This is a genomic window from Enterobacter cloacae complex sp. 2022EL-00788 (assembly GCF_026627565.1).
GTDB lineage: Bacteria > Pseudomonadota > Gammaproteobacteria > Enterobacterales > Enterobacteriaceae > Enterobacter > Enterobacter pasteurii.
The window spans coordinates 45761-62143 of record NZ_JAPNMC010000003.1 but is presented as its reverse complement, the minus strand read 5'-3'; the positions used below and the strand labels follow the sequence as shown (position 1 = coordinate 62143).

The window sequence follows — 16383 nt, the reverse complement described above, 5'->3', positions numbered from 1 at the left end:
TGATGCCCTCACCCCGACCCTCTCCCACGGGGAGAGGGAGAAAATAAAATGCCATAAAAAAAGCCGGAGATTATCTCCGGCTTTTTTGTTATTTCACCTGCTGACCCGGCTTCGCGCCTTCGTCAGGGCTTAACAGGAAAATATCTTTCCCGCCAGGGCCTGCGGCCATCACCATCCCCTCAGAGATGCCGAAGCGCATTTTGCGCGGCGCCAGGTTTGCCACCATCACGGTCTGGCGGCCAATCAGCACCTGCGGATCGGGATAGGCTGAGCGGATGCCGGAGAAGACGTTACGCTTCTCGCCGCCCAGATCCAGCGTCAGGCGCAGCAGCTTGTCAGACCCCTCCACGAACTCCGCGTTTTCAATCAGCGCCACGCGCAGATCGACCTTCGCGAAATCGTCAAAGGTGATGGTTTCCTGAATCGGATCGTCAGCCAGCGGGCCGGTCACCGGGGCGGCAGCCGCTTTCACCTCTTCTTTAGAGGCTTCCACCAGCGCTTCAACCTGCTTCATTTCGATGCGGTTATACAGTGCCTTGAAGGTGTTCACCTTGTGGCCAAGCAGCGGCTGCGCCATTGCATCCCAGGTGAGTTCGGTGTTCAGGAACGCTTCCGCGCGGGCTGCAAGCTGCGGCAGCACCGGCTTCAGGTACGTCATCAGCACGCGGAACAGGTTAATGCCCATGGAGCAGATCGCCTGCAAATCGGCATCGCGGCCTTCCTGTTTTGCCACTACCCACGGCGCCTGCTCGTCGACATAGCGGTTAGCCAGGTCGGCCAGGGCCATAATTTCACGCACCGCCTTACCGAACTCGCGCGCTTCCCAGGCTTCGCCAATAGTCCCGGCGGCGTCGGTGAAGGTTTTGTACAGCGCAGGGTCAGCCAGTTCAGCCGCCATCACGCCGTCAAAACGCTTGGCGATAAAGCCCGCGTTACGGGAAGCCAGGTTCACCACCTTGTTGACGATATCCGCGTTCACGCGCTGCACGAAATCTTCGAGGTTCAGGTCGATGTCGTCGATGCGGGATGAGAGCTTCGCCGTGTAGTAGTAGCGCAGGCTGTCCGCGTCGAAGTGGTTCAGCCAGGTGCTGGCCTTGATGAACGTCCCGCGAGATTTGGACATCTTCGCGCCGTTCACCGTCACGTAGCCGTGCACGAACAGGTTGGTTGGCTTGCGGAAGTTGCTGCCTTCCAGCATGGCCGGCCAGAACAGGCTGTGGAAGTAAACGATGTCTTTACCGATGAAGTGATACAGCTCGGCGGTGGAATCTTTCTTCCAGTATTCGTCGAAGCTGACGCTGTCGCCGCGCTTGTCGCACAGGTTCTTGAAGGAGCCCATGTAGCCAATTGGCGCATCCAGCCAGACGTAGAAATATTTGCCCGGCGCGTTCGGGATTTCGAAGCCGAAGTAGGGCGCATCGCGGGAGATATCCCACTGCTGCAGACCGGATTCGAACCACTCCTGCATTTTGTTCGCCACCTGCTCCTGCAGGGCGCCGCTGCGCGTCCACGCCTGCAGCATTTCGCTGAACGACGGCAGGTCGAAGAAGAAGTGTTCGGAATCACGCATCACAGGCGTCGCGCCAGAGACGACGGATTTCGGCTCGATAAGCTCGGTCGGGCTGTAGGTTGCGCCGCAGACTTCGCAGTTATCGCCGTACTGGTCCGGAGATTTACATTTCGGACAGGTGCCTTTCACGAAACGGTCCGGCAGGAACATGCCTTTCTCCGGATCGTACAGCTGAGAAATGGTGCGGTTTTTAATAAAACCGTTCTCTTTCAGACGGGTGTAGATCAGCTCCGACAGCTCGCGGTTTTCGTCGCTGTGCGTGGAGTGATAGTTGTCGTAGCTGATGTCAAAGCCAGCAAAATCGGTCTGATGCTCCTGACTCATTTCGGCAATCATCTGCTCCGGGGAGATACCCAGCTGCTGTGCTTTCAGCATGATCGGCGTACCGTGGGCATCGTCCGCGCAGATGAAGTTAACCTCGTGGCCGCGCATTCGCTGGTAACGGACCCAGACATCAGCCTGGATATGCTCCAGCATGTGGCCGAGGTGGATTGAGCCGTTGGCGTACGGCAGGGCGCACGTTACCAGAATTTTTTTCGCGACTTGAGTCATAGTGGGCATTACTTCTTTTAACTGTGAAAAGGGTTTTCGATATTACCAAAAGGGGCATTATTAAGTAAGCACAAACCGCGCCCTTTCAGGTAAACTTGTTTGTCTAAGGTCTTATTCACAAGAACAAAGGAGTCGGGATGAGTTCTCAGTCCCAGGCCAAATCACCGGAAGCCTTACGAGCAATGGTCGCCGGAACGCTGGCTAATTTTCAGCACCCAACCCTGAAGCACAATCTCACCACGCTAAAAGCGCTGCACCATGTCGCGTGGCTGGACGATACGCTGCACATTGAACTGCAAATGCCGTTCGTCTGGACCAGCGCCTTTGACGCGCTGAAAGAGCAGACCAGCTCCGAGCTGCTGCGTATTACCGGGGCAAAAGCGATTGACTGGAAGCTGAGCCACAGCATCGCCACGCTCAAGCGCGTGAAAAATCAGCCGGGCGTTAACGGCGTGAAGAACATCATCGCCGTCAGCTCCGGCAAGGGCGGGGTGGGTAAATCGTCTACCGCCGTTAACCTGGCCCTCGCGCTGGCGGCTGAAGGGGCGAAAGTCGGCATTCTGGATGCGGATATCTACGGCCCCTCCATTCCGAACATGCTCGGCGCGGAAAACCAGCGTCCGACTTCCCCGGACGGGACCCACATGGCGCCGATCATGGCGCACGGCCTGGCGACCAACTCAATTGGTTACCTGGTGACGGACGATAACGCAATGGTCTGGCGTGGCCCGATGGCCAGCAAAGCGCTGCTGCAAATGTTGCAGGAGACCATGTGGCCGGATCTGGATTATCTGGTGCTGGATATGCCGCCGGGTACCGGTGATATTCAGCTGACGCTGGCGCAGAACATTCCGGTAACCGGGGCCGTTGTGGTAACCACCCCGCAGGATATCGCGCTGATCGACGCCAAAAAAGGCATCGTGATGTTCGAGAAGGTGGAGGTGCCGGTACTGGGCATCGTCGAGAATATGAGCATGCACATTTGCAGCAACTGCGGTCACCATGAGCCAATCTTTGGTACCGGTGGTGCGGAGAAGCTGGCGGCGCAGTATCACACTCAGCTGCTTGGGCAGATGCCGCTGCACATCACGCTGCGTGAAGATCTCGATAGCGGGAAACCGACGGTCGTCAGCCGTCCGGACAGCGAATTTGCGGAGATCTATCGTCAGCTGGCAGGGCGCGTTGCGGCGCAGCTGTACTGGCAGGGCGAGGTAATTCCAGGTGAAATCGCGTTCCGCGCGGTGTAGCGTTTCTGCGCGTTAGTGCCGGGGGGCGGCTTCGCCTTACCCGGCCTGTTGAGTTTTTACGTCAGTTAAGCGTAACCCCCACCCGACGCTAGCCCAGCCGATAGTGCATCAGGTAATACTCGCCTTCCGGTGAATCCCCTGATGCTTCAATGTGCCAGCCGTGGCGCTGGTAAAAGGCAACCGCCCGTTCATTCTTCACCAAGCACTTCAGGGCGCCGGTGCTGGTAAACGACTTCTGTACCTGTTCAAGCAACAGGCGTCCAACCCCCATGCCCTGATGCTGCGGATCGACAAACAGGTTGTGCAGAAAGTTATCGTTTTCATGGACGGAGGCAAAACCCACGCGGTGGCCGTCGTGAATCGCAACCCAGATCTGCTCGTCGCGCGTTGCGGCGTCGAAGTCCTCAAGCTGCCATTCCACGCTGTCCAGCCACGGCCAGGCCTCGCGTCGCGCATGCAGGTAGAGCGTGCGCAGGAACGGCCTGTCGTCCTCCTGCCAGGGCCGGATCAGCATCGTATCAGCGGTGATAGAAGATATCTCCGTTATAGGCTTTGTAGATTTTGCCATCGGCATCACCGATCAGAACGTAATTCTCGCCCATGTAGGTCCAGTGCGTGCCGGCATCCGGCGCAGGAAGGTTGCGCAGCTGATACTGTTTGATGGTGTACTCGGGCGTCTGATACTGCGCAGGCGCCGTGTCGCCAATTTTGAACTTTGTAAAATCGGCAATGAACTCTTGTTCTTCGTAAGCTTTGATGCCCGAAGGGGACGTCGACGCTTGCGGCGCAGAGTTCGCGGCTCCCGCCAGTGACAGTAAAACGCCCAGAAGCAGCAATTTACGCTTAGCCATTTTTTCTCCAGTCATATCGTTACTGATACTTTTGCGTGCAGATCCGGAAACGGAGGGCAGGCAGTTCATTTTAAGTATCATCATCAGGATGAGTTTGAAAAAAATGTAACAAAAGTGAAGGGATTTGTGTAGTCAAAACGGCCATAAAGTATTTCGGCTATGAATTAATGCCAGACTTAATAGATATAATAATTATTGTTTTATTAATTAATTCTGAAAAGACATTTTCAGAGCCAATTTACAAGGATACAGGCATGCATTCAACGAATAGAACATTTAAGATTGTCCGAAACTAAACCTCCGCGATCAAGATTCATTAATTATCCGACTGACAAAGGCTTAATGCAGCGCTAGCGGCCAGCTTTTTAATTGATACTGGCTGCTTCGTTAATGCGTTGACTAACAGGAGCTTGTTCTTAAAGGAAGTTTTAGGTTTTTACCAGACTTATGATAATCACTACTATAAAACAATTTTAATAAATGAAAAATACAACGGCATTTTCGATACTGCTTTTCACTATTATCCCGCTCGCGGGCTGCGTATTTTCTCCCGGTCAGCATCTCGACCCTGGGGGAAAGCAGGTCATTGCCACAGAAGATGCAAACTATCAGCGTGAGAAACGAGTGGACGTTTATCCCCTCACGCCTTCGCTAATTGAAAAACTGCGGCCTCCGGTCTCAAAATCTCAGGCAAATCCTAATCTGGATAACGAAGTCAAAAACTGGGAATACCGTATCGGAACCGGCGATATTTTAACCGTTACCGTCTGGGATCACCCTGAGCTGACTACCCCGGCGGGCCAGTATCGTAGCGCAAGCGACACCGGTAACTGGGTTAACGCTGACGGCACGCTTTTCTATCCGTACGTTGGCAAACTGCATGTGGCAGGCAAAACGGTCTCTCAGGTACGTGAAGAGATCACCGCCCGGCTGGACAACGTCATTCAAAGCCCGCAGGTGGACGTCAGCATCGCCTCCTTCCGCTCGCAAAAAGCCTACGTCACGGGTGAAGTGATGAAGTCGGGCCAGCAGGCTATCACGAATATTCCGCTGACGGTCATGGATGCTGTCAATGCTGCCGGGGGTCTCTCTGCTGACGCGGACTGGCGTAACGTGGTGCTCACCCATAACGGCAAGGATACGCGCCTCTCTCTGTATGCGCTGATGCAGTGTGGCGATCTCACCCAAAATAAGCTGCTCTATCCGGGCGATATTCTGTTTGTTCCCCGTAACGACGCGCTGAAGGTGTTCGTCATGGGTGAGGTTATTAAACAAAGCACGCTGAAAATGGATCGCAGCGGCATGACCCTCGCCGAAGCGCTGGGTAACGCGGGCGGCCTGAACCAGAATATGGCGGATGCCACCGGCATTTTCGTCATACGTTCGGTGCCGAAAAAGGATCGCGCCGACAAACTCGCCACGGTCTATCAGCTGGATGCCAAAGACGCTTCAGCCATGGTGTTAGGCACCGAATTTCAGCTTGAGCCCTACGACATTGTCTATGTGACCACCGCGCCGCTGTCACGCTGGAATCGCGTGATTACGCAGCTTGTGCCAACCATCAGCGGCGTGCATGACATTACCGAGACGGTGCGTTACATCAGATCGTGGCCGCAATAATGTTTGATTCCATCTTAGTGGTCTGCACCGGCAATATTTGTCGCTCGCCGATTGGCGAGCGGCTGTTGCGTCAGTTGCTACCGGGAAAACGGATAACCTCGGCAGGTATCTATGGGCTGGAGGGCAGTCCGGCGGATGTCAGCGCTCAGGACGTGGCAAGGCGACATGGGATCTCACTTGAGGGACATCGCGCGCGCAAACTGACCCCGCAGATCATGCGGGAATCGGATCTGATTCTGGTGATGGAACCTGCTCATCTTCGCTTTATCTCTGACATGGCCCCGGAAATTCGCGGCAAATCGCTGCTTTTTGGGCAATGGTTGGGGCCGCAGGACATCCCCGATCCCTATTGTAAAAGTCGTGAAGCATTCGATTATGTTTTCGGTCTGCTGGGCAAAGCCAGTCAGGAATGGGCTCATCGTTTGAGTCAACAAGGAATGAAGCGTTAATGTCGTCTTACACAACAGACAGTTACGGTGCGGCAGCACCGGAGAATCATGAAATCGATCTCATTAGCCTGCTCGGCGAGGTGATCGATCACCGTGCAGTCATTTTATCGATAACTTTCCTGTTCACCCTGTTGGCGGGGCTGTATGCCTTTCTGGCCACGCCCGTTTATCGCGCAGATGCTTTAATCCAGGTAGAAGGAAAGCAGGATAACAGCCTGCTCAAAAATTTAAGGCAGTTTGGGAGTGAGATGTCTCCCGATGTCGAACCTGAAATTCTTCTGCTTAAATCACGCATGATTCTGGGCGCAACCGTCGATGAATTAGGCCTAACACAGCACGTGACGCAGCGTACGTTCCCGGTAGTGGGTCGTCTGTGGGCACGGTTGCAGGGCCGTAAACCAGCGACGGTTGCCCTTGACTGGCTGCAACTTCCCCCTGTCGAAGGAAAACCTCGCACCCTTGTGCTCACTGTGCTGGAAAAAGGGGCATACCGGCTGGAGGGCGATAACTTTTATGCCGAGGGCAGGGAAGGGAAACCGCTGGAAAAAGCCGGCGTTTCGCTGCTAGTGGTGAAAATGAATGCGCCAACGGGCACGCAATTCACGGTGCAAAACAGCACCCGTCTGGAAGCTATTAATACGCTCAGCACCCAATTTAGCGTCGTTGAATCGGCAAAGCAGAGTGGGGTACTGATGCTCACGCTGACCGGAAACGATCCTGAGCGCATTGCGCATGTGCTTGACCGGATTGCCAACAACTATCTGCAGCAAAACATTGCGCGCCAGGAAGCACAGGATGCACGCAGTCTTGCATTTTTGCAGCAGCAATTGCCTAAAATCAGAAGCGAACTGGATCTGGCTGAAGAGCGGCTTAATCAGTATCGCAAACAGCGTGACTCGGTGGATCTCTCCCTGGAAGCGAAATCGGTTCTTGAGCAGATTGTGAATATCGAAAACCAGCTCAACGAGCTGACGTTTCGTGAGGCGGAGATTTCTCAGCTTTTCAAGAAAGAGCACCCGAACTACCGCGCCTTGCGTGAAAAGCGTCAGACGCTTGAGCAGGAGAAGGTCCGCCTTAATCAGCGTGTCACCGCCATGCCATCGACCCAGCAGGATATTTTGCGCCTCAGTCGGGATGTGGAGTCAGGCCGCACCATCTATTTGCAGCTACTCACCCGTCAGCAGGAGCTGAACATTTCGCGCTCCAGCGCCATTGGTAACGTGCGAATTATCGACAGCGCGGTGACGCAACCCGATCCCATCAAACCGCGAAAGCTGGTGATTATCGTCTTAGGCATCCTGTTGGGGCTGATATGCTCAATGGGGCTGGTTCTGGTCCGCATGGCACTCAGACGCGGCATCAATACCTCCGAGCAGCTGGAAGGTCTTGGCGTACAGGTGATGGCTACCTTGCCCCGTTCCCTGTGGCTGTGGAAAAAAACCAACCTGCGTAAAAAACGCGTATTTGGCTCACGCTGGAGACACAAGATTGTCGATGTTCCTTTCCTGCCGGTTGATCGGCCTGCGGATGTTTTTGTCGAGGCCGTGCGGGGGCTGCGCACCAGCCTGCATTTCACTTTGCAGGATGCCGCTAACCGGATCGTGATGATTTCTGGCCCAACGCAGGACTGCGGTAAAACCCTTGTCAGCACTTCGCTGGCCGTGATTGAAGCGCAGGCCGGGCTCAGGGTGTTATTTATTGATGCGGATATGCGCGAGGGATATGTACACAACATCTTTGACCTGAAAAATCATACCGGGCTTTCCGACGTGCTTGACGGAAAATGTCATTTCCAGGCGGTGATTCAGCGCTATGAGAAAGGCAACATTGATGTCCTGACCTGCGGGCCGGTTCCGTTACGCCCCTCTGAACTGCTGATGAGCGAACGCTTCAGGGCGTTAATGATCTGGGCAGATGAGCATTATGACCTTGTGATCCTCGATACCCCACCGGTGCTGGCCGTAACCGACGCCTCAGTGGCTGCCCCGGTGGCCGCCACCTCGCTGCTGGTGGCCCGCTATGGTAAAACCAGCCTGAAAGAGATGGAGAACAGCATTAAGCGTTTGCAGCAAACGGGGGCGCATATCAACGGCACCGTGCTGAACGATGTAGTGAAATCGGCAGCGCTGTATTACCGTGCAGGCTATGGCCATTACGAGTATGGACATAGCCCGACACGGCAACCGCGCAAGGATTAGTGCTTCACCAGCGTGGCAAAGTAATACACCAGCGGAATGGCGAGGATCCACAGACCAACGGGGATTTCTCGCCATTTTCCTGCAATCGCTTTGATGACGATGTAAAACAGCAGCCCTCCCGCAATCCCTGTCCCAAAGCTGTTGGCAATCAGCGTAATCATCACCATCATCAGCACCGGCAGCCCGTCGGTGAAGTTTGCCAGATCCACCTTACGCAGGCCGCTGAACATATTCAGGCCTATCAGGATTAGGGCAGGCGCCGTGGCTTCTTTGGGGATCATGAGCGCAACGGGCGTAAACAGCAGCATCAGTAGGAACATGATCGCAGCGGCCAGCGCCGTCATGCCGGTTTTACCCCCCGCTTCTGCGGCCGCTGAGGATTCAATCAGCGCCGTGGCGGCAGGAATACCCACCCAGGGGCCAATCGCGGCGGCAATCGAGTCCACCATAAACGGGCGATTGATGTTTGCCATATTGCCCTCTTCATCCAGCAACCCGGCTTCACCTCCCACCGCCAGCGTGGTGCCCATGGTGGAGAAAAACTCCGATGCGAAAAAGACAAACAGGAACGGCAGGAAGGCAATATTCAGCGCGCCCAGCATGTCGATATGGCCCAGTACCGGCGTCAGTGAGTGAGGCATGTCAATAAAGCTGGCAGGAAGGCGGGTCACCCCCATCGGAATGCCTACGAGGGTAGCAAATAAAATGGCCCACAAAATGGCGCCCGGAATGCGACGCGCCTGCAGGGCAATGGCGAGGAACAGGCCGCTGAGCGCCACCAGCGCGCCTGGGGAGAGAAAATCACCCAGCATCAGCGCGTTCGTTTTTGCGTTAGCCTGCACCAGGCCGGCATTGCGAAAGCCCAGTACGGCGACAAAAAGACCGATAGAAGCCGTCAGTCCCAGTTTGATGGACTGCGGTACGGAGCGGGTCACAACCTCTCGCAGGCCAAAACGGGTGAGCAGGAAGAACAAAATACCCGACCAGCAGGCAATGCCCAGACCAATTTGCCAGCCGATGCCTTCACTGCCCGCCAGCGTTACCCCGACCAGCACCGAGCCACCAATGCCGGGCCCGACAATGAACGGCAGGTTGGCGTAAAACGCCATCAGCAGCGTACCGGCCACAAACACCAAAATGGTGCCGGTGGTCGCCGCGCCTTTGTCCATCCCGCCTACGGCGAGAAGCCCCGGGATGACCACCAGCAAATAGGCGGCGGCGAGAAAACCGGTGAGACCGGCCAGGCACTCTGTGCGCACGGTACTGCCGCGCGTATGCAGTGCAAAACGACGTTCAAGCCAGTTCCCTGGTGCTGGCGAATTAACGGTATTGTCGGCCATTATCCGGCTCTCCTTCGGTATTATTGTGTGGTGTCCGGGGTTTCCCGGTAAGAAATCAGCGGATCGACAATCTGGCGCGTGCTGCCATCGGTCAGTCCAAGATCGGTTAAATGCGGCCCGGCGTTGCAGGCAAGGCACGTCCCTTCAATCGCTTTAAATACTCTGTATGGCGGCTCCCAGTCGGCAATCTGGCTGCTGCGTTCACGCAGTTCACGAAACTGGCGCGCCAGTTCCGCAGGGGCGAGTTCTGACAACATCCCCGCAATGGGCATAGCCACATGGGCGATCACATCCCCGTTCTGCACCAGCGCCATCCCACCACCGCTTTGGATCAGCGTGTTGGCGGCCAGTGCCATGTCATCAGGATTGCGTCCCAGTACCACCAGGTTGTGTGAATCGTGGGAGTAGCTGGTGGCAATGGCCCCCCGCAGCTCTCCCCAGCCTTCCAGCAGGGCGATTTGCGGTTTTGCCGCATGGCGTGCGTGGCGGTGCTGAACCCAAATCAGGCTAAAACCAGCCGGTATCTCAACGCGTCCGTCACGCACCCGGGCGTCGGTTTCTCCCCAGCGGGTAAAACGTGCGCCGCTGATATGACGCAGGCGCGCCACACCGTGGTTTGCGTTATCGATGCGCATGTAAAAATCACTGGCGGTCAGCGACGACAGGCGCACGGTATCCCGGGGCAGCGTCAGGGGCGTATCAACAATCGGCTCGATCATCGCTCCGTCACGGGCAATGCATTTTCCGGCGACGTACACCCGGCGAGCCGTCAGTTTATCCAGTGAATCGAACACCACCAGATCCGCACGACGACCCGCGGCAATCAGCCCGAGATCGTTACGCTGCAGGCGCAGGGAAGCATTCAGGGTGGCAAACCGCAGCGCGTCCGTCGCCGGAAGGCCATGTTCAATCAGCAGGTTGAGCAGGGCGATGATGCCGCCTTTTTCCATCAGGATGTCCGGTGGGACATCATCAGTGCAGACCGTGATTTGTGACGACAGATGCGGCAGCGTTTTCAGCGCGCTGACGATATCAGGCAGCAGATAAGGATGCGAGCCGCGGATCTCCAGCGTCAGCCCGGCGCGTAATTTTTCCAGCGCATCGTCGGCAGAGGTGAGTTCATGATCGGAGGTGACGCCCGCCGCCAGGTACGCCTGTAAATCCGCGCCGCTCAGACCACGCGCGTGACCTTCAATCAGCTTCCCACTTTCCAGCCCGGCCTGCAGGATCTCCAGCATACGCTGACTGCCATTCAGCACCCCGTGCATGTCCATCACTTCCGCCACGCCGCGCACTTCGGGCCAGCCAAGCAGGGTATTCATCTCTTCGCCCGCAAAGTCTGCGCCGGACATCTCCAGCCCCGGTGTGGAAGGAACGCTCGATGGCGCCGCGACCATTACCTGCAGCGGCAGGTTGCGGCTCGCCTCAATGGCAAAGCGGACGCCCTCAATCCCCAGCACGTTCGCCAGTTCGTGCGGATCCCAGAACACCGCGGTGGTGCCCTGCGCCAGTACAATCTCTGCGTAGCGGGCGGGCAGCAGGTGCGAGCTTTCAAGATGAACATGCGTGTCCATTAGCCCCGGAGAGAGAAACTGGTTGTCCAGGTCATGCGTCTCAAGCGCATCGTTGCGGCTGCCGCGTGGATGGACGCTGGCGATAAGCGAGCCGACGATGCCCACATCCGCGTCGCGGATCTCACCGGTTGCCATATCAACAACTCGGGTATGCGTAAGCAACAGGTCAAACGGCGTTTCGCCTCGTGCAGCCTTCACGGCGCGGCGTCGGGTTTCGGCAGTCATGCAATTAACAGTTCCAGCATTGAAATATTGACGTTACTCTATGCACCCGGCAAACGTTTGCCCAGCTGATAAAATTTATCGCCCGATAACCCCGGGTTATTCTGTGACGCGTGTAATGGATAATGATGACGGAACCCTGGCAGCGCTTGCCTGCGCTCTCCCTTCGGCAGCTACAGTATTTTGTCACTCTGGCGCAGCTGCGTCATTTTACGGATACCGCCAGTAAACTGGCCATCAGCCAGCCGGCGCTCAGCAGCGCCCTGCGGCAAATCGAAACCGTGCTCGGCGGTAAACTGGTCAACCGTACCGCGTCGGCGGTCACGCTGACCGAGCTGGGTCACGCCATTCTGCCACACGCCCAGCGGGTGCTCAGCGTGGCGCAGCTGGCGTTTGATGATATGCAGCAGATTGTGCAGGCCGGCGGCGACGGTACGGTGCGGATCGGTCTGGTGCCTTCAGTCAGTTCGCTACTGTTTCCGCTGCTGCCGCAGACGCTGGCGCAGGCTTTTCCGCGCCTGCGGGTGGAGTTTCACGACCAGACCAACGATGCGCTGGTGGCGCAACTGCTGAAAGGGCAGATTGATTTTGGCATCGGGGCGCTGGACAACTCGGTATCCGAACAGCTGGACGTGTTCCCGCTGCAGGAGGATCCGTTTGTGGCCGTGCTGCATTGCGACGATCCGCTCGCCGCGTCGGCACATGTTCCCTGGAAACAGCTGGTGGGCCGGGATATTGCCGTCTTCTCAAAAGGCAATATTCAGCGGCTGGTCAATGCGCTTGCCGAAAGCCACCGTCTGTCCCTGCAGACCCGTTATCAGGTGGACTATATCGAGACATTATACGGGCTGGTGCGCTCGAAGCTTGCCGTGGGGATATTGCCTCAGCTTTACACCACCCACCTGCAGGACCCGCAGCTTAAGGTGGTTCACCTACAGCAACCGGCCCTGGCGCGCACGGTGGCGCTGATGCGTGCCTCGCAGGCGCTGCCTCCGCTCATTGAATCCTGCTTTACCCTGATGGTTGATACCTTACGCACCAGGTAAGGCGACACTTCTTTACAGCGAAACGGCGCGCAGCTCGCTAAGGTGACCTTCGTTAAATCACGAGGTCATAATGGAAAACCGCAAATTCAGCCAACTGCGCCGCTGGGCGCGGGAAGGGATCATACTCGTACTGCTGGCGCTGGCCGTGATCTGGAGTGTGGATCAGTACCGCAAGCCGTTATTACCCGCCACGTTTAGCGCTACTCCGATGCAGGACGTTTATGGTTCAGTACATGACATTGCTGCACTCAGTCACAGGATCGGCCGCTGCTGATTTACGTCTGGGCGACCTGGTGCAGCATCTGCCGTTATACCACGCCTGCGGTCGTTAGGCTGGCAGAAGAGGGCGGTAACGTGGTGAGTATTGCCATGCGCTCTGGTGATGACGCTAAGCTTGCGCGCTGGGCCGAAAAGAAACAGCTGAAAATGCCGGTGATTAATGACGAAAACGGTGCGCTGTCAAAGCAATGGCAGGTTAGCGTAACGCCGACGCTGGTGCTGGTCTCTAAAGGCAATGTCGTTAGCACAACAACGGGCTGGACAAGCTACTGGGGATTAAAAGTCAGGATGTGGTGGGCAGGGTTATAAAAATAGCCCCTCTCCCGGCGGGAGAGGGGTTTGGGTTATTTCGCCATAACTTCCTGAGCGGTACGCTCAACCAGAGACAGCAGAACTTTAATGTCCTCCAGCGTCACGGTTGGGTTCAGCAGGGTCAGCTTCAGGCAGGTGATACCGTTATGTTCGGTAACACCGACGTTTGCGCGGCCTGATTCCAGCAGCGCATCGCCAATCTTCTGGTTCAGCAGGGCAATACCGGCGTCATCCATCTGCGCCTGCGGACGGAAGCGGAACAGAACGCTTGCCAGCTGTGGCTGCATAACCAGTTCCAGAGCAGGCTGCTCTTTCACGTAGGCCGCAACCTGCTGCGCCAGCGTCACGCCGTGATCGATGATCGCCGCATACTGTTCCTGACCCAGCGCTTCCAGGCTCATCCACAGCTTCAGCGCGTCGAAACGGCGCGTGGTTTGCAGAGATTTGGACACCAGGTTAGGCACGCCCGCTTCTTCATCAAACTCAGAGTTCAGGTAAGCCGCCTGATAGCGCATCAGCTCATAGTGACGTGCTTCTTTCAGCAGGAAGGCACCGCAGCTGATGGTCTGGAAGAACTGCTTGTGGAAGTCCAGCGTCACGGAGTCCACCAGCTCGATGCCGTCCAGGTAGTGACGATACTGCTCGGACATCAGCAGCGCGCCGCCCCAGGCCGCATCAACGTGTACCCAGATATTCTGTTTCGCAGCCAGCTCGGCAATGGCACGCAGCGGATCGATTGCGCCCGCGTCGGTCGTGCCTGCAGTGGCCACGATAGCCAGGATCTGTTCACCGTTCGCGTTGCACTGCTCAATTTTCGCCGCCAGATCGTTGAGATCCATACGGGAAAATTCGTCAGTTTTCACCTGCACCACGGACTGATAGCCCAGACCCATCAGCGCCATGTTTTTCTGCACGGAGAAATGCGCGTTTTCGGAGCACAGCACGCGGATCTTACGCAGATCGCCGGTCAGACCATCCTGCTGGACAGAGTGGCCCTGACGCGCGAAGAACGCGTCACGCGCCAGCATCAGGCCCATCAGGTTGCTCTGGGTACCGCCGCTGGTGAAGACACCTGCGTCGCCAGCCTGATAACCCACGCGGGTACGCAGCCATTCAATCAGCTTGATTTCAATGATGGTTGCGGACGGGCTTTGATCCCAGGAGTCCATACTCTGGTTGGTGGCGTTAATCAGCACTTCCGCTGCCTGGCTTACCACCAGGCTCGGGCAGTGCAGGTGCGCCACGCACTGCGGGTGATGAACGGACAAGCTGTCTTTCAGGAAAAACTCCACGGCGCGTTCAATCGCCGCTTCGTTGCCCAGCCCTTTCGGGTTGAAATCCAGCTTAATACGGTCGCGCAGCTCCGCGACCGTTTTGCCCTGGTACATCTCAGGCTGCTTCAGCCACTGCATCACAGCCTGAGTGCTTTGTTCAATCGCCTGCTGGTAAGCTTCAATGCTCTGCGCAGAGGAGAACAAAATTGGGTTTGAATCAGACATCGTAATCAACCACTCCGGTTACGCCGGGCGAACGCCCGCAGCAAGCAGCGCCTGCTCAAATTTATCCAGGAACACCTTCAGCTCATCATCACTGATCAGCAGGGAAGGCAGCAGACGCAGAACGATACCGTTACGACCGCCGCGCTCCAGAATCAGACCGGCTTCGAAGCACTTCTTCTGGATCAGCGCAGACAGTTCGCCGTCGCCCGGGAAGCAGCCCATGTGGTCAGCGGCTTCATGCGGCTTAACGATCTCGATACCGATCATCATGCCCAGACCGCGAACGTGGCCGATTACCGGATAACGTTTCGCCATCTCTTTCAGCTGGCCCTTCAGCCATTCGCCCTGTGCAGCCACTTTGCCAGCGATGTTCTGGTCTTTCAGGATTTTAAGCGTGGTCAGACCGGTTGCCATTGCCAGCTGGTTACCGCGGAAGGTGCCGGTGTGGTGGCCTGGCGCCCATGCATCGAACTGCTTTTTGATACCAAGCACGGCCAGCGGCAGACCGCCGCCAACGGCTTTAGACATCACGATGATGTCTGGCTCGATGCCCGCGTGTTCGAAGGCGAAGAATTTACCGGTACGGGCAAAGCCAGCCTGAACTTCGTCGAGGATCAGCAGAATGCCGTGTTCCTGAGTCACTTTACGGATGCGTTGCAGCCACTCGGCCGGAGCCGGGTTCACGCCGCCTTCACCCTGAACGGCTTCAAGGATCACCGCCGCAGGTTTACGCACGCCGCTTTCAACGTCGTTAATCAGGTTGTCGAAGTAGTAGGTCAGCGCTTTCACGCCCGCTTCACCACCGATACCCAGCGGGCAGCGGTACTCGTGCGGATAAGGCATGAACTGAACTTCAGGCATCATGCCGTCTACCGCTTCTTTCGGAGACAGGTTGCCGGTAACGGACAGTGCGCCGTGGGTCATACCGTGGTAACCACCAGAGAAGCTGATGATACCGCTACGACCGGTCACTTTTTTAGCCAGCTTCAGCGCCGCTTCTACAGCGTCAGCACCGGATGGGCCGGTGAATTGCAGGCAGTACTCTTTGCCCTGACCAGGCAGCAGAGAGAGCAGGTATTCTGAGAACGCGTCTTTAAGAGGCGTGGTCAGATCCAGGGTATGTAACGGCAAGCCGCTGGTAATGACATTTTGGATGCTTTTCAGCACATCAGGATGATTGTGACCAAGCGCAAGGGTGCCTGCGCCTGCTAAACAGTCAAGGTACTCTTTATTATCTGCATCGGTGATCCACACGCCTTCTGCTTTAGTGATGGCTAAAGGCAGCTTGCGAGGATAACTCCTGACGTTAGATTCAAACTCGGCCTGACGGGCCAGATAGGTTTCGTTGCTTTTGTGGGCATCTACGGTGTCAATACGGACTTTATCCGTCATCATATCACTCCTACAACCGCCGCTTCGTTATGAGCAACGATTGAATAAAAAGTTAAAAAACAGATGGGGCCTGAAAAAAACGCCGCCAATATAGAGCCTTTTGTCACCGGGCTCAATGGTTAATTTGTTTACTGTTTTGTGACACAGAGCACAGGGGGGGCAATATCCACGTTTACAGGCGGAAAATTGCGGTTTATGACAAATAAAAACAATGAGTTACGTGTGGTTTGTC

Annotated in this window: 12 protein-coding genes and 1 pseudogene; 6 read left to right on the top strand and 7 right to left on the bottom strand. The window is 56.3% G+C overall.

Features of this window, described 5'->3' with window-relative positions; translation table 11 throughout:
- Positions 1-88: 88 nt before the first annotated feature.
- Positions 89-2122 (bottom strand): methionine--tRNA ligase, encoded by a 2034-nt coding sequence (metG, locus tag OWK27_RS05115; RefSeq protein ID WP_176609903.1) that lies wholly within the window; start codon positions 2120-2122, stop codon positions 89-91.
- A gap of 137 nt (positions 2123-2259) precedes the next feature.
- Here metG and apbC point away from each other — a divergent pair, with 137 nt between their 5' ends.
- Positions 2260-3369 carry an iron-sulfur cluster carrier protein ApbC gene (gene apbC / locus OWK27_RS05110; protein WP_148418279.1) on the top strand — a complete coding sequence of 370 codons (1110 nt, stop codon included), beginning with the start codon at positions 2260-2262 and terminating at the stop codon, positions 3367-3369.
- A gap of 88 nt (positions 3370-3457) precedes the next feature.
- Here apbC and OWK27_RS05105 read toward each other — a convergent pair whose 3' ends face one another.
- Positions 3458-3937, bottom strand: a complete 480-nt coding sequence (locus OWK27_RS05105) for a GNAT family N-acetyltransferase (RefSeq protein ID WP_267589959.1) — start codon at positions 3935-3937, stop codon at positions 3458-3460.
- Positions 3888-4220 (bottom strand): RcnB family protein, encoded by a 333-nt coding sequence (locus OWK27_RS05100; protein WP_148418277.1) that lies wholly within the window; start codon positions 4218-4220, stop codon positions 3888-3890. The genes OWK27_RS05105 and OWK27_RS05100 overlap by 50 nt, the downstream gene beginning before the upstream one ends.
- A 480-nt stretch (positions 4221-4700) precedes the next feature.
- Here OWK27_RS05100 and OWK27_RS05095 point away from each other — a divergent pair, with 480 nt between their 5' ends.
- Genes OWK27_RS05095 through etk form a run of 3 tightly spaced genes read left to right on the top strand, consistent with a single transcriptional unit; the run spans position 4701 to position 8487 of the window.
- The gene (locus tag OWK27_RS05095) at positions 4701-5840 is read left to right on the top strand and encodes a polysaccharide export protein (RefSeq protein WP_193355594.1); all 1140 of its coding nucleotides are present in this window, start codon (positions 4701-4703) and stop codon (positions 5838-5840) included.
- Complete coding sequence (locus tag OWK27_RS05090) at positions 5840-6289, top strand: protein-tyrosine-phosphatase (RefSeq protein WP_013097923.1); 450 nt, start codon at positions 5840-5842, stop codon at positions 6287-6289. Before OWK27_RS05095 ends, OWK27_RS05090 begins: the two co-directional genes overlap by 1 nt.
- Complete coding sequence (gene etk, locus OWK27_RS05085) at positions 6289-8487, top strand: tyrosine-protein kinase (protein ID WP_267589958.1); 2199 nt, start codon at positions 6289-6291, stop codon at positions 8485-8487. Before OWK27_RS05090 ends, etk begins: the two co-directional genes overlap by 1 nt.
- Here etk and OWK27_RS05080 read toward each other — a convergent pair.
- Entirely contained in the window at positions 8484-9827 is a 1344-nt protein-coding gene (locus OWK27_RS05080) for an NCS2 family permease (protein WP_267589957.1), read from the bottom strand. The genes etk and OWK27_RS05080 overlap by 4 nt on opposite strands.
- A 20-nt stretch (positions 9828-9847) precedes the next feature.
- On the bottom strand, positions 9848-11626 hold the full coding sequence (locus OWK27_RS05075; protein WP_267589956.1) for an adenine deaminase: 1779 nt from the start codon (positions 11624-11626) through the stop codon (positions 9848-9850).
- 122 nt (positions 11627-11748) lie between these two features.
- On the opposite strand from OWK27_RS05075, the gene OWK27_RS05070 reads away from it, so the two are divergent.
- A complete protein-coding gene (locus OWK27_RS05070; protein ID WP_267589955.1) occupies positions 11749-12669 on the top strand; it encodes a LysR family transcriptional regulator in 921 nt (306 codons plus the stop codon).
- Positions 12670-12739: 70 nt separating this feature from the next.
- Positions 12740-13257, top strand: a pseudogene (locus tag OWK27_RS05065) (protein disulfide oxidoreductase).
- A gap of 35 nt (positions 13258-13292) precedes the next feature.
- Here the strand turns inward: OWK27_RS05065 and OWK27_RS05060 are convergent.
- The gene (locus OWK27_RS05060) at positions 13293-14759 is read right to left on the bottom strand and encodes a pyridoxal phosphate-dependent decarboxylase family protein (protein ID WP_148418271.1); all 1467 of its coding nucleotides are present in this window, start codon (positions 14757-14759) and stop codon (positions 13293-13295) included.
- 18 nt (positions 14760-14777) lie between these two features.
- Complete coding sequence (locus tag OWK27_RS05055; protein ID WP_032623920.1) at positions 14778-16154, bottom strand: diaminobutyrate--2-oxoglutarate transaminase; 1377 nt, start codon at positions 16152-16154, stop codon at positions 14778-14780.
- Positions 16155-16383: the final 229 nt, after the last annotated feature.